We start from the raw sequence: 24,742 nt of genomic DNA on the forward strand, positions 1-24,742 counted from the left end.
CGGGGCGCGGGGGTGCCGGCGTGAGCCGCCGGCCGCCGGGCTGGCTCGACCCGCTGGTGACCCGGCTCGGCAGCGCGCGCAGCGAGGACTTCACCCGGCTGGTCACCCCCGAGAGCGGAGGGCGGGAGAGCGCGGTGCTGGTGCTGCTCGGCGAGCAGCCCGACACGGGCCCGGACGTGCTGATCCTCCAGCGGGCGGCCACCCTGCGCAACCACGCCGGCCAGCCCGCCTTCCCCGGCGGCGCGGCCGACCCCGAGGACGCCGACGTCCGGGCGACCGCGCTGCGCGAGGCGAACGAGGAGGTCGGCCTCGACCCGGCCAGCGTCACCGTCATGGCGGAGCTGCCGAAGCTCTGGATCCCGGTCAGCGACTTCGTGGTCACCCCCGTGCTCGCCTGGTGGCACGACCCGCACCCGGTGCATCCCCGGGAGCCGGCCGAGGTGGCACACGTGGCCCGGCTGCCCGTCACCGAGCTGATCGACCCGGCGAACCGGATGCGGGTCCGCCACCCGAGTGGTTGGATCGGTCCGGCCTTCTCGGCGCGCGGGATGCTGGTCTGGGGGTTCACCGCCGGGGTGCTGTCCGCCCTGCTGGAGATGGGCGGTTGGGCCCGGCCGTGGCCGCGCGACCGGGTCGTGGAGCTGCCGCCGACCGGGGCCGCCCCGGCACCCTCGGCCGGCACCGACGCGGTCGACGAGACCCCGGTGCGCTGACCGGACGGTCACCTTCCGCAACCGATGGTCATCTCGCGGGCGCGGTGCCCGTACGCTTGACGGGTGTCCGCCGTGGATCTCGTACTGCTGCTGCTCATGCTCGTGTTCGCGATCAGCGGATACCGCCAGGGGTTCGTCATCGGGGTGCTGTCGTTCTCCGGGTTCTTCCTGGGCGCGCTGGTGGGACTCCAGGTGGGGCCGCTGCTGGCCCAGCAGTTCGTCGCCAGCGGCACCCGGGTGCTGATCTCCCTGGTGGCGATCTTCGGGCTGGCGGTGGTCGGTCAGGCGCTCGCCGGCTGGATCGGTTCCCACCTGCGCAAGACGATCACCAACGACGTCGTCAAGCGGGTCGACGACATCGGCGGGGCGTTCGTCTCGCTCTTCGCCGTGCTGCTGGTCGCCTGGCTCGTCGCGGTGCCGCTCGGCTCGTCGTCGCTGCCCTGGCTGGCATCCTCGGTACGCAACAGCGCGCTGCTCACCGTGGTCGACCGGGTCCTGCCCGACCAGGCGCAGCAGCTCTCCACGGCGCTGCGGGACACCGTCGACACCAACGGCTTCCCCGATGTCTTCGGCGACCTGGCACCCACCCGGGCCCGGCAGGTGTCCCCGCCCGACCCGGCGCTCGCCGGCTCACAGGTGGTGGTCAACAGCCAGCGTTCGGTGGTCAAGGTGCTCGGCTCCGCCCCGAGTTGTTCGCGCCGGATCGAGGGCTCCGGCTTCGTCTACGCCGACGACCGGGTGATGACCAACGCCCACGTCGTCGCCGGCACCCGATCCACCGTCATCGAGCTCAACGGCGACCGGTACGACAGCAAGGTGGTCGTCTACGACCCCGACCGGGACCTGGCCGTGCTGCACGTCCCCGGGCTGCCCGGTCCGTCGATGCGTTTCGCCGCCGGCAACGCGGGCAGCGGCGCGGACGCGATCGTGCTGGGCTTTCCGCTCGACGGGCCGTACAACGCCCAGTCGGCGCGGATCCGGGACGTCGACCGGATCACCGGGCCGGACATCTACTCCGCCGGCAACGTGACCCGGGAGGTCTACACGATCCGCGCGCTCGTGCAGAGCGGCAACTCCGGCGGCCCGCTGGTCTCCTCGAACGGACTGGTGCTCGGTGTGATCTTCGCGGCGGCGGCCGACGACCCGAACACCGGTTTCGCGGTGACCGCGGCCGAGGCCCGTCCGGTGGCCCTGGCCGGAGCCGAGCGCACCCGCGCCGTCGGCACCGGCGAGTGCACCTGACCGGTCAGCGCGTCACGTCTGCCGCCGGTCAGCTCCCGACGCCTGCCGCCGGCCCGTGACCCTCGGGTGCCGGCCGGCCGGCCGGGACGGCCCGCCAGACGGTGAGGGCGGCGGCGGTCGCGGCCACCACGGCCGCGCCGAGCAGCCAGCCGGCCAGCACGTCGCTGGTCCAGTGCACGCCGAGGGCCACCCGGCTGAACCCGGTCACCAGGGCGAGCAGCAGGGCGGCCGACCAGAGCACCCGGCGCGCGACCGGGCGGGCGTACGGGAGGAAGACCACCAGCAGCACCCCGGCGGCGAGGGCGGCGTTGAGCGCGTGCCCGGACGGGAAGGCCAGGCCGGGCGCCTCGGCCACCGGGTCGGGCAGGTCCGGCCGGGGCCGACCGAAGAGCAGCTTGAGCAGCGGGCTGAGCAGGCCACCGACCGTTATGGTGACGGCCACCCAGACCGCCAGCTGCCGGGCACCCCGACGGACCAGCCAGAGGACCAGGAGCAGGGCCCCGACGCGTAGCGGCATCGGGGCGAACACGTCGGTCCAGAGGGTCAGCAGGCGTACCCACGCCGGGTGGTCGGCGGCGTGGCCGGCCAGCGCGTCGGTGACCGCCGTGTCCAGCCGGCGCAGCGGGGACCAGTCTCCCAGGACCAGTACCGCCAGCAGCGTGAACGGCACCGCCACCAGGAACGCGGCCCCCGCGGCGAGGGTCAGCCGGAGGCCCCGGGCGTCGTCCGGGTGCAGGCGGCGGCCCCGCCACGTGGATCGTGGCGGGGCGGCGAGGGTACGTGGGCCGGACCGGCTCATGACACTCGTCCTACCCGGAACGCGGCCCGGTCAGACCCGGTCCGGGCCATCCACCGGCGAGGCCAGCGGGGTCCACCGGCGGAACCGGCGCACCATCAGCGCCGCCCCGGCCAGCACGGCGACGAAGAACGCTGCCCCGGTCCACAACTGCTCCGGCGTGCTCTCCTCGTGCCCGCCCGCCGGCTGCGCCGCCCACCGGGACTGCTGGCGCGGGGCGGTGAAGCCGAGCGGGTCACCGCCGACCCTCGCGACGTCGGGCTGAGTCGACCCCGGTGCCGGGCCGAACCCGACCACGCCCGGCGAGGACTGGTCGTCCAGCGGGTTGCGGCCCACCGAACTCACCTCGGCGTCCAGCGCGGCGACCGGGTCGACCATGCCGTACCCGAAGCGGTCGTCCCGGCCGGTCGGGCCGATGTCGCGGGCGGTGCTGAGCAGCCGGTTGACCACGTCGCCGGCGGACATCTCCGGGTAGCGGGCCCGCACCAGCGCGGCGGTGGCGGCGACCAGCGGTGCCGCGAAGCTGGTGCCCTGCACCCGCCAGTAGCCGCCCGGCCGGGCCCCGACCAGGCCGGTGGCGGGGGCGGTGAGCACGGTGGCCCGCCCGGTGATCGAACCGGACCAGAGGTTGTCGCTGTCGCGCTCCGACCCGGCGACCGCGATGACGCCCGGCTCACGCGCCGGGTACCAGACCTTCGAGTCGGACGAGGCGCCCAGGTTGCCGGTGCAGGCCACCACGACGACGTCCCGGACGAAGGCGTAGTCGAGCGCCGCCGCCAGGGCGGGGCTGTCGCCGCTGCCGCCGAGAGACAGGTTGATCACGCGGGCGCCGTTGTCGACGGCCCAGCGCACGCCCTTGGCGACGATCAGCGCGTCGTCGTAGCGGTTCTCGGCGTCGAGGACGCGGACCGGGAGGATCCGGGCGTCCGGCGCCAGGCCGACGGCCCCCCGCTTGTCGTCGCTGCGGCCGGCGATCAAACCGGCCACCGTGGTGCCGTGGCCGACCGGATCGGGATCGCCGGCCGAGCCCCGGGGTGCGACCAGGTCGAGGCCGGGCAACACCTGGCCGGCCAGGTCGGGATGGGCGGCGTCCACGCCTGAGTCGATCACCGCGACGGTGACTCCCCGCCCGGTCGAACTGCGCCACGCGCTCTTCGCCCGCAACATGTCGAGCTGCCACTGCTCGTCGCGGACCTGGTCGGGGCGGTTCTTGCTGTCGGGGGCCGCGAGGACGACGGTGGCCGTCTGGTGGAGGACCGGTCGGGCGGCGGGCTGCCGAGGAGCGGCGTCGGCCGCCGTGACCGGACCCGCGACGGACACGACGACGGCCGCCATGCCGAGCAACGTACGTCCGGCGATCCGCCGAACCGCTGGCGGACAGCTGTGCCGCACGGTCGTCACATCCCTCAGGCATTCATCGCGACGCAAACATGACGATCGGAGATTACCGGTTCCTCGCGGCCTTGCGGGCCGTTCCGGGGACACCGGTCACGGTGCCGGCAGATGGGCCAGCTGGACCAGACGTACGCCTCCGCGCCGGGTGACCAGCCGGCCGCGTCCCGGGGGCAGTGGACCGGGCTTGACCGGGCCGACCAGCGCCCCCTCATCCGGGCTGCCCGCCATCACCAGCCCCGCGGTGGAGAGTTCACGCAGGCGCTGGGCCAGCGGCTCGTACTGGGCCCGTCCGGCACCGCCCGAGCGGCGGACGAGCACCAGGTGCAGGCCGACGTCCCGGGCGTGCGGCAGATGCTCCTCCAGGGCGCGCAGCGGGTTGGCCGGCCCACTGGCGACCAGGTCGTAGTCGTCGACCAGCACGAACAGCTCCGGCCCGGACCACCACGACCGTTGCCGCAGCTGGGCGGGCGTGACCTCGGGGCCGGGCGCCCGGGCCGCGAGGTAGCCGGCGGCCGACTCGATCAGGTCGGTGGTGTGCGCCGCGGCGGAGCCGTACCCGATCAGGTGCGGCGACATCGGGTCGGTCATGTCCGCCAGGCTGCGGCGGTAGTCGACCAGGATCACCCGGGCCTGCTCGGGGGTGAACCGGGCCATGATCGAGGTGGCCAGCGCGCGCAGGAACGACGACTTGCCGCACTCGGCGTCGCCGAAGACCACGAAGTGCGGCTCGGTGGCGAAGTCCAGCACCACCGGGCGCAGGTCCGCCTCGGCGATCCCCACGGGAATGTGCAGGCCGGTGGTCGCGGTCAGGTCCAGCTCGGCGTACGGAAGCACCGGCGGGAGCAGCCGCACCGGGGGCGCGAGCGGGCCGGCCCAGCTCCCGGCGGCCTGCTTGACCAGGTCCGTCGTGTCCCCGCCGGAGGCGGCCAGCTGCGGCAGCGCGGTGAGGAAGTGCAGGCTCTCCGCGGTGATGCCCCGGCCGGGGGTCTTCTCCGGCACGTTCGTCGCCGCCCGGCGGGCCACCAGCGAGTCGGCCGGGTCGCCGAGGCGCAGCTCCAGCCGGGAACCGAAGAGGTCCCGGATCGCCGGCCGGAAGTCCAGCCAGCGCACCGCCGTCGCCACCACGTGCACCCCGTACGACAGGCCCCGGGTGGCCAGGTCGGTGATGAGCGGCTCCAGGTCGTCGTACTCGCCGCGCAGCGTGGCCCAGCCGTCCACCACCAGGAACACGTCGCCGAACGGGTCGGTCCCGGGCTGGCCGGTGCCCGCCAGCGCGGCCCGGCGCTGCCGCCAGGCGGCCATCGACTCCACGCCCAGCTCGGCGAAGCGCTGTTCCCGCTCGACCAGCAGGGTGGCGATCTCGCCGACCGTACGCCGGACGGCCGTCGGGTCGGCGCGGCCGGTGACCCCGCCGACGTGCGGCAGGTCGCGCAGCGCGGCCAGCCCGCCGCCGCCGAAGTCGAGGCAGTAGACCTGCACCTCGGTCGGGGTGTGGGTGAGCGCCAGGGCGCAGATCAGCGTGCGCAGCGCGGTCGACTTGCCGCTCTGCGGCCCGCCGAGCACCGCGACGTGGCCGGCGGCGCCGTCCAGCGCCAGCCAGAGCAGGTCGCGGCGCTGCTCGAAGGGCTTGTCGACCACCGCGACCGGCACCTGGAGCGCGCCGTGCAGTTCCGGGTTGCCGAAGGTGAGACCACGCGCCGGGTCGACGCCGACCGGCCCGAGCAACTCGTCCAGCGCCGGCGCCCGGCCGAGCGGGGGGAGCCAGACCTGGTGGGCGGGCGGCCCCTGCCCGGCCAGCCGGTCGACCATCAGCTCCAGCACACTCTCCGAGCCGCCCTCGTCGGCGGTGGCGGGCAGGGCGGGTGGCCCGACCGGCTCCGGCTTGGGCACGAGATGGGTGGAGAAGGTGAGCAGGCGCGGGGCCCCGGCGCCTCCCGCGCCCGGTGCCGAGCCGCGCCGGCGCAGCGCCCCCGAGACGTACGCGGCCTTGAACCGGACCAGCGGTTCGGTGCCGAAGCGCAGGTAGCCGTGGCCGGGGGAGCGGGGCAGCTCGTGCGCGTCCGGCACCCCGAGCACCGTGCGGGACTCCAGCGCCGAGAAGGTCCGTAACCCGATCCGGTACGACAGGTGGGTGTCGAGTCCACGTAGCCGCCCCTCTTCCAACCGCTGGCTGGCCAGCAGCAGGTGCACGCCGAGCGACCGGCCCAGCCGGCCGATCTGCACGAACAGGTCGATGAAGTCGGGCTTGGCCGAGAGCAGCTCGGAGAACTCGTCGCAGATCAGCAGCAGCGACGGCAGCGGGGCGAGCGGGTTGCCGGCGGCGCGGGCCCGCTCGTAGTCGCGCAGGCTGGCGAAGTTGCCGGCCCGGCGCAGCAGCTCCTGGCGGCGGACCAGCTCGCCGTTGATGGCGTCGACCATCCGGTCGACCAGCGGCAGCGCGTCGGCCAGGTTGGTGATCACCGCGGCGGTGTGCGGCAGCCGGTCGAAGGAGGCGAAGGTCGCGCCGCCCTTGAAGTCGATCAGCACGAAGTTGAGCTGCTCCGAGCTGTGCGTGGCGGCCAGCCCGAGCACCAGCGTGCGCAGCAGCTCCGACTTGCCGGAACCGGTCGCCCCGATCAGCAGGCCGTGCGGCCCCATCCCGTCCTGCGCCGACTCCTTCAGGTCCAGCTCGATGGCGCCGCCGTCGGCGCCCACCCCGATCGGCACCCGCAGCCGCTCCCGCGCGGACCGGGGCAGCCAGCCCTGCTCGGCGGTGAAGCCCTCCGGGTCGCCGAGACCGAGCAGCTCGGGCAGGCCCAGCTCGGCGCCCGGTGGGGCGTCCGGGCCGCGGGCCGCGGTGGCCAGCCGCAGCGGGGCCAGCCGCCGGGCGACGGCCTCCGCGTCGACCGGGTCGAGCCGGTCCGCCGTACCGACCTCGGCGGGCCCCTGCGCGGAGTGCGAGTGCAGTCGGCCGCGGCGCAGCTCCAGCAGCAGCGCGAACCGGTCCAGCAGGCGCGGCGGCGGGGTGTCCAGGTCGATGATCGTGACGGCGTCGATGCCGCCGTCCCCGGTCAGGTCGGTGGCTCCGGTCAGGTCGCCGCCGTCGAGCACCACCACCACGTGCGGGCCGTCGGTGGCCGGGCCGGCCGGGCTGAACCGGGACCGGCTGGCCAGCACCTCGTCCAGCAGCCCCTCCAGCTCCGCCCCCGCGCTGGTGACCAGCCGGACCGGGCCGAGAGCGTCGGTGCGGGTGGGATGGTGGGCGTGCGGCAGCCACTTGACCCACTCCCAGGCGGCCCGCCGCTCCGGCCCGGCACAGACCGCGACGAGCAGCTCGTCCGGGGCGTGGAAGACCGCGAGCTGGGCGAGCATCGCCCGGGCCAGCGCCTGGGCGGCCGGCCCGTCGGCCGGGCCGGCGGTGGCGTCGCGTACGAAGACCCGCGCGAAACTGCGCAGCGAGAGCGCCACCGGCAGGTCGGGCACCACGGAGTACGCGTCCAGGAACCGGCGCAGCGCGCCGGCGGTCATCGGCTCCAGCTCCTCCAGCGGGCGGGTGACCGGAGGGGCCAGCGGGGTGGCGAGGGTCTGCGGGCCGACAGCGACCCGGACCACCGCGAAGTCCGGGTCGGTGGGGCGGCGTTCCCAGACCCGGTGGCTGTCGACGGTCGACCAGAGCCGGCCCGGATCCGGGTGCCGGTAGTAGAGCCCGGCGCGCTGCTGCCCGGCGGTCTGCCGGACCCGGCGCCGCAGCACGGTCAGGTGCCGCAGGTAGTCCCGCCGGGCGGCCATCATCTCCGACTTCTTCGGGGTGCCGGAGGCGCTGCCCCACGAGGTCACCAGCATGGCCAGGGAGGAGAGCCCGAACATCCCGCCGACCACGTAGGAGTACGCGCCCCCGCCGCGGCCGAACATCATCGCCATCGCCACGGTGCCGCCGAGCATGGGCAGCACCATGAACAGCTGCTGCCAGCGTCCGCCGGCTACGGCGGGGATCTCCGGCGGCGCGTCCACCGGCAGCTCACCCACCGGGATGTCCGGCGCCGGTCGGCGGGGCGGCCGTTTGATGACGACAGTGGACACTCGACCTCCTGACAGCGCTCGGTGACCCGAGCCTGGCTCATGGTAGGTAAAGTCCTGTCGTCCGCGCAGCCACCAACCCTCGCCGAGGATGGAGACCAGTCGATGACGATCGGGTTGGCCCGGGTCACCATCAGCGCCCCCCAGCGGCGCGTGGACGTCGCGCTGCCCGAGCAGGTTCCGCTGGCCGAGCTGCTGCCCGAGGTGCTGCGGCACGCGGGCGAGGGGCTCGCCGACGACGGCGAACGGCACGGCGGCTGGGTGCTGCGGCGTACCGACGGGGCGGTGCTGGCCACCGCGCAGGCGCTGCTGCCGCAGGGGGTCCGCGACGGCGAGGTGCTGCACCTGGTGCCGGCCCGCGCGCAGTGGCCCGAGCTGGAGTACGACGACGTGGCCGAGGCGATCGCCGACGGTGCCCGGCGGCGCGGTGGGGCGTGGTCACCCGCCGCCTCCCGCACCGCCGCCCTGGCCGGGGCCGCCGTGCCGCTGGCCGTCGGGCTGCTAGCCGTGACGGCCGGTGGCCCGGCGCACGAGGCGGCCTGGCCGGTCGCCGCCGTGGTGGCGCTGCTGCTCACCCTCGCCGGGGTGGTGGCGTCCCGCGCCCACGGGGACGGGCCGGCGGGCGCGACCCTGGGCGGCTACGCCCTGCCGTACGCGGCCGTGGCGGGCGCCCTCGCGGTCAGCTCCGGCGATCCGGTCGGACCGGTCCCGGGGCTGCGTTGGATCGGCGCGCCCGAGCTGCTGGCCGGGTCGATGGCGCTGCTGCTGGTGTCGGTGCTCGGGCTGGCCGGCGTCGCCACCCGGCTCCGGGTCTTCGTGGCGGGTGCCACCGCCGGGTTCGCCGGCGCGCTGGCCGCCCTCGGCGGACTGCTGCTCAGCCCGGCCGGCACGGCGGCGGTGCTGCTCTGCGTGCTGGTCTTCGCCGTGGGGGCGATTCCCCTGCTGGCCATCCGGCTCGGCAAGGTGCCGCTGCCCCCGATCACCCTGCCCACCAGCGAGCCGGGCGACGCCGACCGGGCCCGCGACCTGCCCGACCGGGACCGGGTCTACGCGGCGGTGGCCCGCACCGAGGAGATGCTCACCGGAATGCTGCTCGGGCACGCCGTGCTGGCGGTCGCCGCCGCGGTGGTGCTGGGCCTCTCCGGCGGGGTCGCCGGCCGGCTGCTGGTGGCGGTCGCCGCGGCTGTGCTGCTGCTCCGCTCCCGGCTGTTCGTGTCCCTGCGCCACCGGGTGCCGACCGTCGCCGCCGGCCTCGTCGGGTACGCCGTGCTGGGCGCCGTGCTCGTCGAACGGTCCGGCCCGACCGCCCGGCTCGCACTGGTCGTCGGTGGGCTGGTGCTGGCCCTCGTGGCGGTGGCCACCGGCACTACGTACGCCCGCCGGCCGGTCTCCCCGTACGTCGGCCGGATCGCGGACCTGACTGACACCGCCCTGGTGGTGTCGCTGGTGCCCGTCGCCTGCGCGGTGCTCGACCTGTACGACCGGGCCCGGGGGCTGCTCGGCTGAGCGGCCCCCGGGCCCGTCGGTGGTCAGTGCCGGGTCAGTGCGCGGACTCGCCGCGCGCCTCGGCGTCCCTGGCGCGCTGGTACGACGCCACGATCTCCGCCTCGGCCTCGATCCGCCCCACCCAGGTGGCGCCCTCGACCGACTTGCCGGGCTCCAGGTCCTTGTAGACCTCGAAGAAGTGCTGGATCTCCAGCCGGTCGAACTCGCCGAGGTGGTGGATGTCGCGCAGGTGCTCCTGGCGCGGGTCCTCGTAGGGCACGCAGAGGACCTTGTCGTCGCCGCCCTTCTCGTCCGTCATCCGGAACATGCCGATGGTGCGGCACCGGATCAGGCAGCCCGGGAAGGTGGGCTCGGGGACCAGCACGAGCGCGTCCAGCGGGTCGCCGTCCTCGCCCAGCGTGCCCTCGATGAAGCCGTAGTCGGCGGGGTACTGGGTGGAGGTGAAGAGGGTGCGGTCCAGCCGGATCCGGCCGGTCGCGTGGTCGACCTCGTACTTGTTGCGGTGACCCTTGGGGATCTCAACCGTCACGTCGAAATCCATCTGCACGCTCCCTCGTCTGCCCACGCTGGCCAACGGAAACCAGCGGCCCGCCGCTCCCGCACGGGTGTTTGCCCACCCGGGCTCCGGCCGCCGCATAGTGTTCGGACCGAAGTAGTGTCACCCAAGCAGATTTCCGCGGGGGAGGAGGGGGTCGTGGGGAGGGAAGATTCACACTACCGTCCGGATGCCGGCGCTGGACGGGGTACCGGGCGGTCTGCTTCCGGCGGTGCCACCGGACGGTTCCCGGTGCCCGACACGCACCTCTCCCAGCCGACGGCTTCCCCTGGCGACCGCGACCTGACGCCCGGCCCGCCCCAGGGTGACGGCATCCCGGCCGACGCCTGGTCCGGTGACGGCGGCCAGACCGGCCCGACCGGCCAGGACCACCGGCTCCAGCCAACCGATCTCTGGGCCGTCGCCGCGGCCCGCCCCGCCGGCGGGCCACCCGGCCCCGGCCAGGCCCCGCTTCCCGAAACTTCCGCGCCCCCGCCGTCGCGCCGCCGGACCCTGCCCGTCGTGCTGGCCGGGGTGCTCGTGCTCGTGCTGGCCGCCGTCGGGATCGCCGTGGTCCGTCCAGGACCGGTGGCGGACTGGCTGGGCGACGAGCCCGCCGACCGGGGGGCCGCCGCGCAGGCGGCGGAACCGGCTCCCGCGGCGGTGCTGGCCGGCGCGGACGCGAACGCCCCGATGCCCACCTCCGAGGGCGTACGCGCCGCGCTCGCCCCGCTCGTGGGCGTGCCCGCTCTCGGCGACCGGGTCCACGTCTCGGTGGCCGACGTGGCCACCGGCCAGCCGCTCTTCGGCCGGGGCGAGGACGACGGCACGGTGCCCGCCTCGGTGACCAAGCTGGTCACCGGGGTGACGGTGCTCGCCGCGCGGGGCCCGGCGTACCGCATCCAGACCCGGGCGGTGGCCGGCGCGACGCCGGGCGAGGTGGTGATCGTCGGCGGCGGCGACCCCACGCTGGCGGTCGACAAGAAGGGCTTCTATCCGGGTGCGGCCCGCCTGGACGACCTGGCCGGCCAGGTACGCGACGCCCTCGGCGGCACCAAACCGACGAAGGTGACGGTCGACTCGTCGCTCTACTCGGGCCCGGTCTTCGAGCCGGGTTGGGACGACGACATTCCCACCGGTGGCTACGGCGGCCCGATCACGGCGCTGATGACCGACGGGGCCCGCAGCGACGTGACCCGCGCGAAGAAGGACGAGGCGGCCGGCAACCACTGGGCCGAGCGGGTGTCCCAGCCCGACCTCGCGGCCGGCAGGGCCTTCGCCCGGCTGCTGGGAGTGCCGGCCGACGCGGTCAGGCGTGGCACCGCCCCCGACGCCGCGCCCCCGGCCGCGACCCCGGGGCCCGGCGCCGAGCTGGGCAAGGTGGAGTCGCTGCCGATGGTCCGGCTCGTCGACATCATGATCAGCGACAGCGACAACATCGTGGCCGAGGCGCTGGCCCGGCAGGTCGCGCTGGCCCGCAACCAGCCCGCCTCGTTCGCCGGCGCCGGCTCGGCGATGGACGCGGTGGCCGGGGAGCTCGGCCTGCCGGCCGACGAGCTGACCCTCGCCGACGGCAGCGGCCTGTCCCGCAGTAACCGGATCAGCCCCTCGCTGCTCACCGACCTGATCGTGCTCGCCGGCGGCGGCAGCCGCTCCGAACTGGCCGCGATCTTCGGCGGCCTGCCCGTCGCCGACTGGTCCGGCACCCTCGCCGGCCGGTACGGAACGGCGGCGACGAAGGCCGGCGCCGGGGTGGTCCGGGCCAAGACCGGGACGTTGACCAAGGTGCACGCGATCGCCGGCCTGGTCAGCACGGCCGACGGGCGGCTGCTCGCCTTCGCCGTGCTCACCGACGCGGTGCCCCCGGACGGGCTGACGTCCGCCCGGGTGGCGCTGGACCGGATCGGCGCCACCCTGGCCAGCTGCGGCTGCGGCTGACCGGCCCGGCTGCGGCTGCCGTCGAACGGCCCGGCGGGGCGCACGTCAGGCGTGACCGGTGTCGATCGCCCGGCGCGAGCCCGGGCCGGGGTGTCGCGGCGCGGGTACGGTGGGGTGCATGGCGCAGTTCGTGGACTGGGATCTGGCCGCCGCGACCGCGGGGGCGCTGAGCAAGTCGGGCCCCCGGGTGTCGTACACCGAGGCCACCGATGTGGTCAGTGACCTGCGGCGGTTGACCGACGAGGCGGCGGGGCACGTCGCCGACTACACGGGCCTGCGCTCGCAGGTGTCCCACCCGCCGGTGCGGGTGGTGGACCGGCGGGACTGGGCGGCGACCAACATCGCCGGGCTACGCGAGGTGATCACCCCGCTGGTCGGCCGGCTGACCAAGGACAAGCAGCCCGGCGCGCTGACTGAGGCGATCGGCTCCCGGGTCACCGGGGTGCAGGCCGGCACCGTGCTGGCCTACCTCTCCGGCCGGGTCCTCGGCCAGTACGAGGTCTTCTCCGCCGACCCGGGGCAACTGCTGCTGGTCGCGCCGAACATCGTCGAGGTGGAGCGCAAGCTGGGGGCCGACCCGCGGGACTTCCGGCTCTGGGTCTGCCTGCACGAGGTGACCCACCGCACCCAGTTCACCGCCGTGCCGTGGATGCGGGCGTACTTCCTCAGCGAGGTGCAGGCCTTCGTGGACGCCTCGTCCAGCGGCGGTGAGCACCTGCTGGAGCGGCTGCGCCGGGGCGTGGCCACCCTCTCCGACGCGGTGAAGGACCCGGAGAGCCGCACCAGCGTGCTGGACATCGTCCAGACCCCGGCGCAGCGGGCCGTGCTGGATCGGCTCACCGCGCTGATGACCCTGCTGGAGGGGCACGCCGAGTTCGTCATGGACGGCGTCGGGCCGCAGGTGGTTCCGAGCGTCGAGCGGATCCGGGCGGCGTTCAACCGGCGCCGGGAGGCCGGCAACCCGCTGGAGAAGGCGATCCGCCGGCTGCTCGGCGTGGAGGTCAAGATGCGCCAGTACGCCGAGGGTCGCAAGTTCGTGCACGGTGTGGTCGACCGGGTCGGCATGGCGGGCTTCAACAAGATCTTCAGCTCGCCGCTCACCCTGCCCCGGCTGGACGAGCTCGGCGACCCGGACGCCTGGGTTGCCCGGGTGCACGGGCCGGTCGGCCCGGCCCCGACCGCCGGCTGACCGTACGCCGGTGGCCGCACTCGCCCCGCCGGTGGCCGCGATCCGGGTCGCGGTCCGTCGCGCGCTGATCGACCTGCCGCCCGGGGGGCCGGTGCTGGTCGCCTGCTCCGGGGGTGCGGATTCGCTCGCGCTGGCCGCCGCCACCGCGTTCGTGGCGCCCCGCCTGGGCCGCGCCGCCGGCTTGGTGACGGTCGACCACGGCCTCCAGGAGGGGTCGGCGCAGCGGGCCGCGGCGGTGGTGAGGTGGGCCCGCGAGGTCGGCCTGGCGCCGGTCGAGTCGGTGCGGGTCGAGGTGGCCGGGCGACCGGGCGGGCCGGAGGCAGCCGCCCGCGAGGCCCGCTACCGGGCGCTCGCCGACGTGGCCGCCCGGCTCGGGGCAGCGGCCCTGCTCACCGGGCACACCCGCGACGACCAGGCGGAGACCGTGCTGCTCGCGCTCGCCCGGGGCGCCGGCCCGCGCGGCCTGGCCGGGATGCCCGTGCGACGGGACCTCGACGGGGTGCCGCTGCTGCGCCCGCTGCTCGAGGTCGGCCGGGAGCAGACCCGCACGGCGTGCGCGGTGCTCGGGCTGAGCCCCTGGGAGGACCCGCACAACGCCGACCCGTCGTACGCCCGGGCCCGGGTCCGGGCCGACGTGCTGCCCGCCCTGGTTCGCGCGCTCGGGCCGGGGGTGCTGGACAACCTGGCCCGGACCGCCCGGCTGGTGGCGGCGGACAACGCCGTCCTCGACGAGTTGGCGGGCGCCGCGCTGGCCGACGTCCGCCACCCCGACGGCGGGCTCGCGGTGCGGGCGCTGGCCGATCTTCCGCCCGCGGTGCGCGGCCGGGTGCTGCACGCCTGGGCCCGGGAGTTGGGGGCGCCGCCCGCCGCCCTGTCGCACCGGCACGTGACCGCCCTGGACGCGCTGGTGACCGGCTGGCGGGGGCAGGGGCCGGCCCACCTGCCGGGCGGGCTCCGGGTGCTCCGCCGCGACGGCCGGCTCGCCGCCATCGACTTCCGCTGACTCGCCCCGCCGGAAACCGGGGCCTGGTTCCGGGGCCGCGGGATCCGCCGGTAGGCGGTAGACATGGCGGATGGCGTACCCCCGACAGCCGCTCTTCGCGCCGCACGGCGCGGTGGCGACGAGCCAGCCGCTGGCCGCGGCGGCCGGCCTGGCCGTGCTGCGCCGCGGCGGCAACGCCGTCGACGCGGCGCTGGCCACCGCGATCACCCTGACCGTGGTGCAGCCCCCGTCCAACGACATCGGCGGCGACCTGTTCGCGATCGTCTTCGACGGCGAGCGGCTGCACGGCCTCAACGCCTCCGGCCGGTCCCCGGCGGCCCTGACCCGCGAGCTGGTGCTCGCCGCGACCGGAGGGCGTGGTGAGCACCCGGTCGACGCGTTGGGCGGCGCGCAGCGGGCCGGGCCGGCGATGCCCGCCCGGGGGTGGTTGCCGGTGACCGTGCCCGGCGCGCCGGCCGGCTGGCGCGACCTGCACGACCGCTTCGGCTCGCTGCCCTTCGCCGAGCTCTTCACCGACGCGATCGGGTACGCCGAGCACGGCCATCCAGTCTCTCCGGCCGTGGCGGGGATCTGGTCGCGGGCGCTCGCCGCGCACGTCGACCTGACCGACGCGGAACACGCGGAGTTCGACCGGGTGTTCGCGCCCGGCGGCCGGGCGCCCCGGGCCGGGGAGCGCTGGCGCAACCCCGACGCGGCGCGGACCCTGCGGCTGATCGCCGACACCGGGGCGGAGGACTTCTACCGGGGCGGGATCGCGGCGGCGCTGGCCGGGCACTCGGCCCGCACCGGCGGTCTCCTCACCGGCGACGACCTGGCCCGGCACACCTCGACCTGGGTGACCCCGGTGTCCGCCCGCTACCGGGGCCACGAGGTCTGGGAGCTGCCGCCCAACGGGCAGGGCCTGGCGGCGCTGCTGGCGCTGCACATCCTGGACGGGGCGGAACTCGCCGGTCTGCCACTCGCCGAGCGGCTGCACCGGCAGATCGAGGCGATGAAGCTGGGCTTCGCCGACGCGCACGCCCACGTCGCCGACCCGGAGCGGGTGCCGGTGCCGACGGAGGCGCTGCTCTCGCCGGAGTACGCGGCGGCCCGGCGCGCGCTGGTCACCGAGCGGGCCGGCGAGCCGACCGCCGGTGACCCGGAGCGCGGTGGCACGGTCTATCTCTGCACCGCCGACGCCAGCGGCATGATGGTCAGCCTGATCCAGTCGACCTACCTGGCCTTCGGCTCGCGCGTGGTGCTGCCCGGGCACGGCTTCGCCCTGCAGAACCGAGGGCTCGGGTTCCGCCTCGATCCCGCGCATCCCAACGTGGTGGGGCCGGCGAAGCGGCCGTACCACACCATCATCCCCGGCTTCCTCACCCGGGACGGACGGCCGGTGGGCCCGTTCGGGGTGATGGGCGGGCACATGCAGCCGCAGGGGCACGTGCAGCTGGTCTCGGCGACCCTGGACGGCGGGCTCGACCCGCAGGCGGCGCTGGACGCGCCGCGCTGGTACTGGCACGCCGGTCGGACGGTGCTGGTCGAGTCGGAGCTGGTCGCCACCGCCGAGGGGCGGGCGGCGGTCGCCGAGCTGCGGGCCCGGGGCCACGAGATCGCCGTCGCGCAGGAGCCGGCGGTCTTCGGGCACGGGCAGGCGATCTGGCGGCTGCCGGACGGCGGATACGTGGTCGGCTCGGAACCCCGGGTGGGCGGTGGGATGCTCGGCTGGTGACCGGGCTCAGGCCTCCACCCGGTCGCGGAAGGTGGCCCGGTAGTTGTGCGGGGTGGCGCCGACCCGGCGGGCGAAGTGGTGCCGCAGCGCTGCCGAGTCGCCGAAGCCGGCCCGGTCGGCGACGGCCTCGACGCTGAGCCCGGTCTCCTCCAACAGCCGCCGGGCCAGCAGCACCCGCTGGTTGGTCAGCCAGTCGTGCGGCGTGGTGCCGGTCTCGGCGCGGAACCGCCGGGCGAACGTGCGCGGGGACATCTCCGCCCGGGCGGCCAGCTCGTCGACGGTCACCGGCCGGTCCAGGTGCCCCATCAGCCACTCCAGCACCGGCTCCAGAGTCGGCGCCTCGGGGGTCCTGGGGATGGGCGTCTCGATGTACTGCGCCTGCCCGCCGTCGCGGTGCGGGGGGACCACCATCCGGCGGGCCAGCCGGGTGGCCATCGCCGAGCCGTGTTCCTGGCGGACGAGGTGCAGGCATGCGTCGATGCCGGCCGCCGTGCCGGCGCTGGTGAGCAGCCGGTCGTCCTGCACGTACAGCGAGTTGCAGCGGACCCTGGCGGTCGGGTGGCGGCGTTGCAGTTCGTCGACGTACCGCCAGTGGGTGGTGCACTCCCGGCCGTCGAGCAGGCCGGCCTCGCCCAGCACGAACGCGCCGGAACAGACGCTGAGCAGGTACGCCCCGCGATCGGCGGCCCGGCGCAGGGCGTCGAGCACGGAGGCCGGGACCACGATGCCGTGCTGGTGGGCCGGCACGGCGACCAGATCGGCCTCCTCGATCGGGCCGAGGTCCGTGTGCGGGGTCAGGTGGAAGCCCGACGAGGTGCGGACCGGTGCCCCGTCGGGGCTGCACACGTGGAAGCGGTAATCGGGGAACCCGTCGGCGGTGCGGTCGGTCCCGAAGACCTCGGCGAGGACCCCGAGCTCGAACGTGGCGACCCGGTCCAGGGCGAGGACGGCGACCGATCTGAGCATGTGACGAGGGTAACCGCGCGGCTGGCAGGAAATCGAGGGGGCGTGGCATTTCTGCCACTGTCCGGGCGGTGGCAGTCGACGGAAACTGGTTCCAGTCCGGTGCGCACCGGCGGCGAAAACAACAGCAACCATGCGAAAGTGAGCGCCGCCATGGAGATCCTGCTCTTCCTGCTCTTCTTAGTCATCCTCGCCGTGGCCTCGGCCGCCGGCCTCACCGCCGACAGCCGGGACTCAGCCGACTGGAAGCCGTCCGACGACGGTCGCCGCTGGCGGTCACGCGCCTGCTGAGATGTTTGGTGGCCTTCGTGGAGTTCATCCCGGGTGGGACCGTGCCCAAAAGGGCCGGCCCCGCCGACGGGGGCCATCCGGCGTACGGCAGGCTAGGAGTCATGGCTGACGGCTCCTGGTACGACGCCGACATCGACCACGTGATCATCTCGGAGGCGCAGATCCGCGAGAAGACCGCGGAACTCGCCAAGCAGGTCTCGGCGGACTACGCCGACGTCGATGACGGGCTCCTGCTGGTCTGCGTCCTCAAGGGCGCGGTGATGTTCATGGCCGACTTCGCCCGGGCGCTGGGTCGCAGCGGGCCGCCCGCCGAACTCGAGTTCATGGCCGTCTCCTCCTACGGCCAGGGCACGACCTCCTCCGGGGTGGTCCGCATCCTCAAGGACCTGGACCGGGACATCGCCGGCCGGCACGTGGTCGTGGTCGAGGACATCGTCGACTCCGGCCTGACCCTGTCCTGGCTGCTGCGCTACCTGGAGTCCCGCTCGGCCGCGAGCGTCGAGGTGGTCGCGCTGTTCCGCAAGCCCGACGCGGTCAAGGTGCCGGTGCCGGTGAAGTACGTCGGTTTCGACATCCCGACCGAGTTCGTCGTCGGCTACGGTCTCGACTTCGGCGAGCGCTACCGCGAGGTGCCCTACGTCGGCGTCCTCAAGCCCGAGGTGTACGCCCGGGCCTGAGCCCTGGGCCCCCGGCCTGAGCCCCCGGCCCGGCCTGAGCCCTCCTCGTATCGGTGTCCGTCGAGCGGACGTTCAGCGGGCTCCCAGTGAACCGGTCTACGGTATAGGCCGGTGGCGTGGAAGTTGTCTTCACGCCCGAACCATCGGACCGCGGGACCGGGCGGACGGAAGGTCGGGCAGGGAGTTCCCGTCACGCCGGTTGGACCCGGTTCGCCCTACGCGTAATTGTTTGGCTCGCATGCTCGCTCCGCGCGCGACGATGTTCGGATCGTGCGTGATCGTGGGGCTGGCAGGCTCGCTCGGTGCGCGCACAGCTGTTTCCTTTGTGCGCGACTGCGGGGCTCGCAAGCTCACTCCTCGCGTGCACGGTGTACCGTCGAATGACCGCGGCGCGGCAGTTTCGTGCCTCGGGGTCGAGTCGGCCCGCACGGCGGCTCCGGCCGCCGCCACAGGCGGCGACACCATCAGACGGTCAGGACGTCGATCAGGAGGATGCGGGCGCCTCGGCGCTCGACAACAGTATGGAACGTACGCGTTTCTTCCGCCGACCGGTGGTCTGGATCATCCTGGTCATCCTCGGCGCCGTTGTGCTCAGTCAACTTTTCACCGCTGGTCCCAGCTACCACCGGGTGGACACTTCCGTTGCGCTCGACCAGCTCAACACCGGCAAGATCAAAAAGGTCGTCTTCCAGGACAAGGAACAGACGATCCAGCTCGACCTGGAGCAGAAGACCAAGTTCGGTGACACCAACACCGACCTGATCGAGGCGCAGTTCCCCTACGAGGTCGGCGCCGAGGTCTGGAACGAGGTCCTCGAGGCCAAGGCGAACAACCGGGTCACCGGCCCGGCCGACGCCAAGGTGTCGTCCGACAGCATCTGGGTGAGCCTGCTGGTCAACCTGCTCCCGATCGCCCTGCTGGTACTCCTGCTGCTCTTCTTCATGTCGCAGATGCAGGGCGGCGGCTCCCGGGTGCTCAACTTCGGCAAGTCCAAGGCGAAGATGATCACCAAGGACACGCCGAAGACCACGTTCGCGGACGTGGCCGGCGCCGAGGAGGCCGTCGAGGAGCTGCACGAGATCAAGGACTTCCTGCAGAATCCGGCGAAGTACCAGGCACTGGGCGCCAAGATCCCGAAGGGCGTCCTGCTCTTCGGCCCGCCCGGCACCGGTAAGACGCTGCTGGCCCGCGCCGTCGCCGGCGAGGCCGGGGTGCCGTTCTACTCGATCTCCGGCTCGGACTTCGTGGAGATGTTCGTCGGTGTCGGCGCCAGCCGGGTCCGTGACCTCTTCGAGCAGGCCAAGGCGAACGCCCCGGCGATCGTCTTCGTCGACGAGATCGACGCCGTCGGTCGTCACCGCGGCGCCGGCATGGGCGGCGGCCACGACGAGCGCGAGCAGACGCTCAACCAGCTGCTCGTCGAGATGGACGGCTTCGACACCAAGGGCGGGGTCATCCTGATCGCCGCCACCAACCGGCCGGACATCCTCGACCCGGCGCTGCTGCGCCCGGGCCGTTTCGATCGGCAGATCCCGGTGGACGCCCCCGACATGGAGGGCCGCAAGGCGATCCTGCGGGTGCACGCCAAGGGCAAGCCGTTCGCCCCCGACGTCGACCTCGACGCGGTGGCCCGGCGCACCCCGGGCTTCAGCGGCGCCGACCTGGCCAACGTGATCAACGAGTCCGCGTTGCTCACCGCCCGCAAGGACGAGCGGGCGATCAGCAACGACTCCCTGGAGGAGTCGATCGACCGGGTGATCGCCGGACCGCAGCGCCGGACCCGGGTGATGAGCGACCAGGAGAAGAAGATCACCGCGTACCACGAGGGTGGGCACGCGCTGGTCGCCTGGGCGTTGCCGCACGCCGCGCCGGTGCACAAGGTGACGATCCTGTCCCGCGGTCGGTCGCTGGGCCACACGCTGGTCCTCCCCACCGAGGACAAGTACACCCAGACCCGCGCCGAGATGGTCGACACCCTGGCGTACGCGCTGGGTGGGCGGGCCGCCGAGGAACTGGTCTTCCACGAGCCGACCACCGGCGCCGGCAACGACATCGAGAAGGCCACCCAGCTGGCCCGCGCGATGATCACGCAGTACGGCATGAGCTCCAAGCTCGGCGCGATCAAGTACGGCACCAGCGGCGACGAGCCGTTCCTCGGCCGCAACATGGGCCACGAACGGGACTACTCCGACGTCGTCGCCGCCGAGATCGACGGCGAGATGCGGGCGCTGATCGAGCTGGCCCACGACGAGGCCTGGGAGATCCTGGTGGAATACCGGGACGTCCTGGACAACATCGTGCTGGAGCTGATGGAGAAGGAGACCCTCTCCACCGCCGACATGGCCCGGATCTGCGCCCGGGTGGCCAAGCGGCCGCCGATGGCGCCGTACAACGGCTTCGGCAAGCGCCAGCCCTCCACCGAGCCGCCGGTGCTCACGCCGGCGGAGAAGGACGCGCTCAAGGTGCAGGCCCAGGCCGACGGCGCCCAGGCGACGGTGGGCGGCAGCACCTCGAACAACTCCAACAACTCGGACGGTATGCACTGAGCAGCGACCCGACGGCCAGTTCCCGGGAGCACCGGGGACTGGCCGTCTCCGCGACCGAGCCGGACGGCGACGACACTCTCGACTACGTGGCCGCGCGCCTGATCAGCGGCAGGCTCACCGGTCGGCCCGTCGAGGAGACCGTGGACCTCGGGCGGATCGAGAAGGCGGTCCGCGAGATCCTCATCGCCGTCGGGGAGGACCCGGACCGCGACGGGCTCCAGCAGACCCCGGCCCGGGTGGCCCGCGCGTACGCCGAACTCTTCGCCGGCCTCCGGGTCGACCCGGCCCAGGTGCTCAGCACCACCTTCGAGGCCAACCACGAGGAGTTGGTGCTCGTCCGGGACATCGACGTGATGAGCCTGTGCGAGCACCACCTGCTGCCGTTCCGGGGCAGCGCCCACATCGGCTACATCCCGGGCCCGGACGGCCGGATCACCGGCCTGTCCAAGCTGGCCCGCCTGGTCGAGGTCTTCGCCCGCCGGCCACAGGTGCAGGAGCGGCTCACCTCGCAGGTCGCCGACCTGCTGATGGAGCGGCTCGCGCCGCGCGGCGTGGTGGTGGTGCTCGAGTGCGAGCACATGTGCATGGCGATGCGCGGCATCCAGAAGTCGGGTGCCAAGACCATCACCTCGGCCGTGCGGGGCACCCTCCAGCGCGACGCCAAGTCGCGCGCCGAGGCGATGGCGCTGATCATCCACCGCTGACCGCGACAGATCGGCCGGCCGCCCCACCAGGGTCGGCCGGCCGAGCCGTCTGCGCCCGGTGCGGGAGACGTCCCTGTGGGTTCCGTCCGGTGGCGATCAGGGCCGGCGCGTCGTGTCGCGGGGCCTGGCGAGCAGGCGGATCAGCCGGCCAGCATGGCGAGCAGCAGGCCCGCGCTGACCAGCACCCCCGGAACCAGGCACACCAGAGCGCCAAGCCGGGCCGTGCGGTCCACCCGGCCGCCGTCCGGCGGGGGGAACAACCGGCCGACGCCGATCCAACCCGCCGCGAACGCCACCGCCGGCATCGGCAGCCCGAAGACCAGCGCGGCCACGCTCGCCACCCCGGTGCCGGTCGCCACGAACAAGGCCACCTGGATCACCGGCACCAGCAGCGCCAGCGGCCCGTACACCAGCAGATTCCGGGGGCGCGGTGGCCAACCGGCCAGCCGTGGCAGCCCACGCGCGGAGAGCGCCGCGTCCGCGGCTTCCGCCCGGCCACGGGCGGCGCGCAGCGCGGCCAGCACCGCCGCCGGCCCACCCGCCATCGACCGGGTCGCCTCGGTCAGTTCCGGCGGCGTCGGGACCAGCGAGATCGGCGGTACGCCCCGCTCGCGCAGCCGAGCCTCCTGCGACGCCAACCGGGTGCGTACGGCGGTCAGCTCCTCGCGGGCGGCCTGCACCGACCGGGCCTGCTCGCCGGCGGCGGTGGTCGCGTCACGGCGTATCCCGTCGAGTTGGCGGGCGGCGGCGAGGTACTCGGTCCACGCGGCGGACACCGCGTCTGTGTCCGCCCGCCCGCCGTTGTCAGCGCGATCCGGTGCCGGGTCGGTGCCGGAACGCTGCCGCCCCGGCGTGGCCTGCCCTGACCTGCTCCGTGCCCCGTGGCGGGTCATGCCGGCTCCCCCTCCCCGGCGAACGGGACCAGCACGGTGCCCTGCTCGCCAGGGCCGTCCCAGAGCATCGCCCGGCCGGGGCGGGGCCGCCACTGCACCTGCCGGCCGAAGACCGACGTGAGCTGCGCGCCCGGCAGGTCCACCACGGCCACGGCGGCGAGCTTGTCCACCTCGCCCTCCGGTTCCAGCAACGCCGCGAACGACGGCACCGTCCGCCAGCGGCCCAGCAGGTGCCGGCCGGCGGACGGACCCTCCCGCAACAGCGTGCGTAGCCGCTCCGCAGGCAGTTGCGCCGGCGTCAGCACGTCCAGTCCGAAGACCACCAGGTAGGCCGGCACGGTGTCGTCCACGGCGGCGAGCAGGCCGGCGAGGTCCACCGTGTCCACCGGGTGCCGCCCGGCCAGCTCGACCGCCAGCGCCCCGGCCAGCGCCCGGCACTCCTCGTCCGGCGCGGCCAGCACGAAGCGGGCCGTCCCCGGCTCGTGGTGCGCCGCCGTGCTGCGCGCCGCGGTGGCCAACAGCCGGGCCGCCTCCGGCCCGGGGCCGAGCACGGCCAGGTTGCGCCCCGGCGCCGGCCCGAGCGACACCGCGACGGTGCTCCGCGGCACGTCCAGCGCCCGGCCCAGCAGGGCGGCGGGACCGGGTGCCTGCCCCGCCAGCGCGGTCCGGTGCCGGGGATCGTTGCGCAGCAGCGGGCGGGCGTAACCGGCGAAGACCACCGGCGGGGTGGCCCCCTCCGGGCGGGCCGACCAGAGCCGGTGCCGCAGCTCCTCCACCGTGTCGGGATGGTCCTGCGGGTCCGGGAACCGGACCATCCGCTCGTGTCCCCGGATCGCGCCCCGGGGACCACCCAGCCCACCGGCGGTGTTCACCACCGCGCTGCCCACCGGCAGCCCGGCGGCCGAGTCGTTCGTCGGCTCCAGCACGGCGCCCCCACCGGGCAGCGCCACCCGCACCGGGAATTGCCCCAGCACCGAGTCCCGATCGGTACGCGAGCCCAACCCCAGATCGCCCTCGCCGGCCAGCACCAGGTGCACCCCGTACGCGCGCCCCGTGCGGGCCAGCGCGTCCAGCCGGGCGGCGGCGTCGACGGCCAGCCGGTCCCGCTCGGCGAAGAGCAGCGGGAGGTTGTCGAGCACGCAGACCACCCGGGGCATGGCCCGGTGCTGTCGCAGCTCGGCAAAGCGCTGCCCGCCGGCCCGACCGCCCGCCTCCTCGCGCCGCCGTACCTCCGCCACCAACTCGTCGAGCAGGCTCAGCACGTACTCCCGATCGGCGGCCATCGCGGCGGCCCGGACCTGCGGGATCCACGACCGGTCCCGTTCGGTCTGGAGGAACTCCACGAAGGACTCGGCGTCGGCGAGATCCGCCAGGTAGAGAGCCAGCTCGTCGGGGCCGTACCGGGCGGTCAGGCCGAGCAGCGCGGTGGTGAGGAAGGTGGAACGGCCCGCGCCCGAACGGCCGCTGACCAGCCAGTGCGGCGTCAACTCCGTGAAACCGAGCGACACCGGACGGCCACCGGCATCCCCGGCGGTCGTGGTCAGCCCGCCCACCCCGCTCGCCGTCCACAACTCCTCGTCGGCCGACGGCAGCAGATCGGTCAGCGCCAGCCGGGAACCCGCCTCCACCTGCGCGGCCAGCCGGCGGCAGACCGCGTCGACGAGCTCGGCCGGCGGATCCGCCTCGATGAACACCGGCGAATTCAACCCGCCCGGAGGATCGGCGCCCGGACCGGCGAACGACCCGCCCGGCGGGGCACCCAGCAACGCGTACGCGGTGCGGACCGCCAGGGTCGTCGCCTGCGGCAACGGCTCCCGGCCGCCCGCCGGAGACCAGCCCGCCACGACGAGGTGCAGGCCGGCGGCCCGGCCCGGCTCGGCCAGAGCCTCAATCCGGGCCAGGTCGGTGGGGCCGGTCGCCTCGGGCAGCGCGGCGATCACCAGCAGCAGCGTCCGGTCGTGTCGGCGACGCCCACTCGTCCCCGGAGCCACCCACTGCTCGGCTTCGGTGAGCACGGCCCGCAGACCCGCCACGTCCACCGCTGGAGGCGGCAGCAGACCCGCGTCCGCGAGCGCCGCGAACGGCGCGAGGGCCGTGCCGGTCGCGTCCACCGCGCGTACCAGCAGCGCCCCGGCCGGGGTCGCCGCCAGCAACCGCAGCAGTACGGCCCGGAGCAACCCCGCCACCCGGGGATCCCGGGCATCGACGTCCACCGAGAGGTGCCCCGTGCCGAGCAACGGCACCAGTGCGGGAAACCGGGCGTCGTCCAGCGGTGCCGCCGTCCCGATCCGGACGAAGGAAGGCAGCCCCTCACCGGCCGGTGTGGTCGCTGCGATCGTCTCCAGAGGGGCGCCTGCCCAGCCGGGGGCCAGCACCGCCGCCGCAGACCGGAGACGATCGGCCAGTTCGTACTGGCGGCGCTGGTCGGCGGGGGCGGGCCGGGTGTCGTCGAGGACGCCGGCGGCAGCGGTTGCGGTGGCGGCGACCCGCCGGTGCAGTACGGCGGCGCGGCTAGTGCGTGCCTTCGAACCGGCCACGCGTCCACCCCCTCTGCCCGAGGTTGGCAACCCCTCCCCGCGCA

General features: G+C 74.7%; 18 protein-coding genes. 11 read left to right on the forward strand and 7 right to left on the reverse strand.

The genetic code is table 11. The features are described from left to right. Nucleotides 1–20: 20 nt before the first annotated feature. Nucleotides 21–713: an NUDIX hydrolase gene (locus GA0070608_RS11405; protein WP_091626440.1), complete on the forward strand. Its 693-nt coding sequence runs from the start codon at nucleotides 21–23 to the stop codon at nucleotides 711–713. Between the two features lie 63 nt (nucleotides 714–776). Further along, nucleotides 777–1,955: a MarP family serine protease gene (locus GA0070608_RS11410; protein WP_091626443.1), complete on the forward strand. Its 1,179-nt coding sequence runs from the start codon at nucleotides 777–779 to the stop codon at nucleotides 1,953–1,955. Nucleotides 1,956–1,983: 28 nt separating this feature from the next. Here GA0070608_RS11410 and GA0070608_RS11415 read toward each other — a convergent pair whose 3' ends face one another. From GA0070608_RS11415 to eccCa, 3 genes are all read right to left on the reverse strand, one after another. Then, nucleotides 1,984–2,754: a phosphatase PAP2 family protein gene (locus GA0070608_RS11415; RefSeq protein WP_091626446.1), complete on the reverse strand. Its 771-nt coding sequence runs from the start codon at nucleotides 2,752–2,754 to the stop codon at nucleotides 1,984–1,986. Nucleotides 2,755–2,784: 30 nt separating this feature from the next. Further along, nucleotides 2,785–4,152, reverse strand: coding sequence for a type VII secretion-associated serine protease mycosin (gene mycP, locus GA0070608_RS11420; RefSeq protein ID WP_411970793.1), 1,368 nt, complete (start codon nucleotides 4,150–4,152; stop codon nucleotides 2,785–2,787). 87 nt (nucleotides 4,153–4,239) lie between these two features. Then, nucleotides 4,240–8,205, reverse strand: coding sequence for a type VII secretion protein EccCa (gene eccCa / locus GA0070608_RS11425; RefSeq protein WP_091626451.1), 3,966 nt, complete (start codon nucleotides 8,203–8,205; stop codon nucleotides 4,240–4,242). Between the two features lie 102 nt (nucleotides 8,206–8,307). On the opposite strand from eccCa, the gene eccD reads away from it, so the two are divergent. Beyond that, a complete protein-coding gene (gene eccD / locus GA0070608_RS11430) occupies nucleotides 8,308–9,708 on the forward strand; it encodes a type VII secretion integral membrane protein EccD (RefSeq protein ID WP_091626454.1) in 1,401 nt (466 codons plus the stop codon). A gap of 34 nt (nucleotides 9,709–9,742) precedes the next feature. On the opposite strand, the gene GA0070608_RS11435 is transcribed toward eccD, so the two are convergent. Further along, nucleotides 9,743–10,249, reverse strand: coding sequence for an inorganic diphosphatase (locus GA0070608_RS11435; protein ID WP_091634882.1), 507 nt, complete (start codon nucleotides 10,247–10,249; stop codon nucleotides 9,743–9,745). A gap of 507 nt (nucleotides 10,250–10,756) precedes the next feature. Between GA0070608_RS11435 and dacB the strand changes: the two genes are divergently transcribed. From dacB to GA0070608_RS11455, 4 genes are all read left to right on the forward strand, one after another. Then, nucleotides 10,757–12,181, forward strand: coding sequence for a D-alanyl-D-alanine carboxypeptidase/D-alanyl-D-alanine endopeptidase (dacB, locus tag GA0070608_RS11440; RefSeq protein WP_245716096.1), 1,425 nt, complete (start codon nucleotides 10,757–10,759; stop codon nucleotides 12,179–12,181). A gap of 118 nt (nucleotides 12,182–12,299) precedes the next feature. After that, nucleotides 12,300–13,370: a zinc-dependent metalloprotease gene (locus GA0070608_RS11445; RefSeq protein ID WP_091626459.1), complete on the forward strand. Its 1,071-nt coding sequence runs from the start codon at nucleotides 12,300–12,302 to the stop codon at nucleotides 13,368–13,370. 10 nt (nucleotides 13,371–13,380) lie between these two features. Then, nucleotides 13,381–14,373, forward strand: coding sequence for a tRNA lysidine(34) synthetase TilS (tilS, locus tag GA0070608_RS11450; RefSeq protein ID WP_091634885.1), 993 nt, complete (start codon nucleotides 13,381–13,383; stop codon nucleotides 14,371–14,373). 70 nt (nucleotides 14,374–14,443) lie between these two features. Next, nucleotides 14,444–16,087 (forward strand): gamma-glutamyltransferase family protein, encoded by a 1,644-nt coding sequence (locus GA0070608_RS11455; RefSeq protein ID WP_091626462.1) that lies wholly within the window; start codon nucleotides 14,444–14,446, stop codon nucleotides 16,085–16,087. 6 nt (nucleotides 16,088–16,093) lie between these two features. Here the strand turns inward: GA0070608_RS11455 and GA0070608_RS11460 are convergent, their stop codons facing one another. Next, nucleotides 16,094–17,053, reverse strand: a complete 960-nt coding sequence (locus tag GA0070608_RS11460) for a GlxA family transcriptional regulator (RefSeq protein ID WP_091626466.1) — start codon at nucleotides 17,051–17,053, stop codon at nucleotides 16,094–16,096. Nucleotides 17,054–17,095: 42 nt separating this feature from the next. On the opposite strand from GA0070608_RS11460, the gene GA0070608_RS11465 reads away from it, so the two are divergent. The 4 genes from GA0070608_RS11465 (at nucleotide 17,096) to folE (ending at nucleotide 21,268) form a co-directional block, all read left to right on the forward strand. Then, the gene (locus GA0070608_RS11465; RefSeq protein ID WP_141719449.1) at nucleotides 17,096–17,341 is read left to right on the forward strand and encodes a hypothetical protein; all 246 of its coding nucleotides are present in this window, start codon (nucleotides 17,096–17,098) and stop codon (nucleotides 17,339–17,341) included. 101 nt (nucleotides 17,342–17,442) lie between these two features. Then, nucleotides 17,443–18,018 carry a hypoxanthine phosphoribosyltransferase gene (gene hpt / locus GA0070608_RS11470; protein ID WP_091626472.1) on the forward strand — a complete coding sequence of 192 codons (576 nt, stop codon included), beginning with the start codon at nucleotides 17,443–17,445 and terminating at the stop codon, nucleotides 18,016–18,018. A gap of 521 nt (nucleotides 18,019–18,539) precedes the next feature. Then, complete coding sequence (gene ftsH / locus GA0070608_RS11475) at nucleotides 18,540–20,564, forward strand: ATP-dependent zinc metalloprotease FtsH (RefSeq protein WP_091626478.1); 2,025 nt, start codon at nucleotides 18,540–18,542, stop codon at nucleotides 20,562–20,564. A gap of 38 nt (nucleotides 20,565–20,602) precedes the next feature. After that, nucleotides 20,603–21,268, forward strand: a complete 666-nt coding sequence (folE, locus tag GA0070608_RS11480; RefSeq protein WP_091626483.1) for a GTP cyclohydrolase I FolE — start codon at nucleotides 20,603–20,605, stop codon at nucleotides 21,266–21,268. Nucleotides 21,269–21,408: 140 nt separating this feature from the next. On the opposite strand, the gene GA0070608_RS11485 is transcribed toward folE, so the two are convergent. Together GA0070608_RS11485 and GA0070608_RS11490 are read right to left on the reverse strand one after the other, a co-directional pair. Further along, nucleotides 21,409–22,161, reverse strand: coding sequence for a hypothetical protein (locus GA0070608_RS11485; RefSeq protein WP_091626486.1), 753 nt, complete (start codon nucleotides 22,159–22,161; stop codon nucleotides 21,409–21,411). Continuing rightward, nucleotides 22,158–24,698: an FtsK/SpoIIIE domain-containing protein gene (locus tag GA0070608_RS11490; RefSeq protein ID WP_091626490.1), complete on the reverse strand. Its 2,541-nt coding sequence runs from the start codon at nucleotides 24,696–24,698 to the stop codon at nucleotides 22,158–22,160. Before GA0070608_RS11490 ends, GA0070608_RS11485 begins: the two co-directional genes overlap by 4 nt. Between the last annotated feature and the right edge of the window lie 44 nt (nucleotides 24,699–24,742).

The organism is Micromonospora peucetia (assembly GCF_900091625.1).
Lineage (GTDB): Bacteria > Actinomycetota > Actinomycetes > Mycobacteriales > Micromonosporaceae > Micromonospora > Micromonospora peucetia.

Excerpts from the sequence above, each read along its gene's own strand:
- GA0070608_RS11415 (WP_091626446.1), bottom strand. The coding sequence starts at position 2,754 with ATGAGCCGGTCCGGCCCACGTACCCTCGCCGCCCCGCCACGATCCACG.
- eccD (WP_091626454.1), top strand. The coding sequence starts at position 8,308 with ATGACGATCGGGTTGGCCCGGGTCACCATCAGCGCCCCCCAGCGGCGC.
- GA0070608_RS11435 (WP_091634882.1), bottom strand. The coding sequence starts at position 10,249 with ATGGATTTCGACGTGACGGTTGAGATCCCCAAGGGTCACCGCAACAAG.
- GA0070608_RS11445 (WP_091626459.1), top strand. The coding sequence starts at position 12,300 with ATGGCGCAGTTCGTGGACTGGGATCTGGCCGCCGCGACCGCGGGGGCG.
- GA0070608_RS11455 (WP_091626462.1), top strand. The coding sequence starts at position 14,444 with ATGGCGTACCCCCGACAGCCGCTCTTCGCGCCGCACGGCGCGGTGGCG.
- GA0070608_RS11460 (WP_091626466.1), bottom strand. The coding sequence starts at position 17,053 with ATGCTCAGATCGGTCGCCGTCCTCGCCCTGGACCGGGTCGCCACGTTC.
- hpt (WP_091626472.1), top strand. The coding sequence starts at position 17,443 with ATGGCTGACGGCTCCTGGTACGACGCCGACATCGACCACGTGATCATC.
- ftsH (WP_091626478.1), top strand. The coding sequence starts at position 18,540 with ATGGAACGTACGCGTTTCTTCCGCCGACCGGTGGTCTGGATCATCCTG.
- GA0070608_RS11485 (WP_091626486.1), bottom strand. The coding sequence starts at position 22,161 with ATGACCCGCCACGGGGCACGGAGCAGGTCAGGGCAGGCCACGCCGGGG.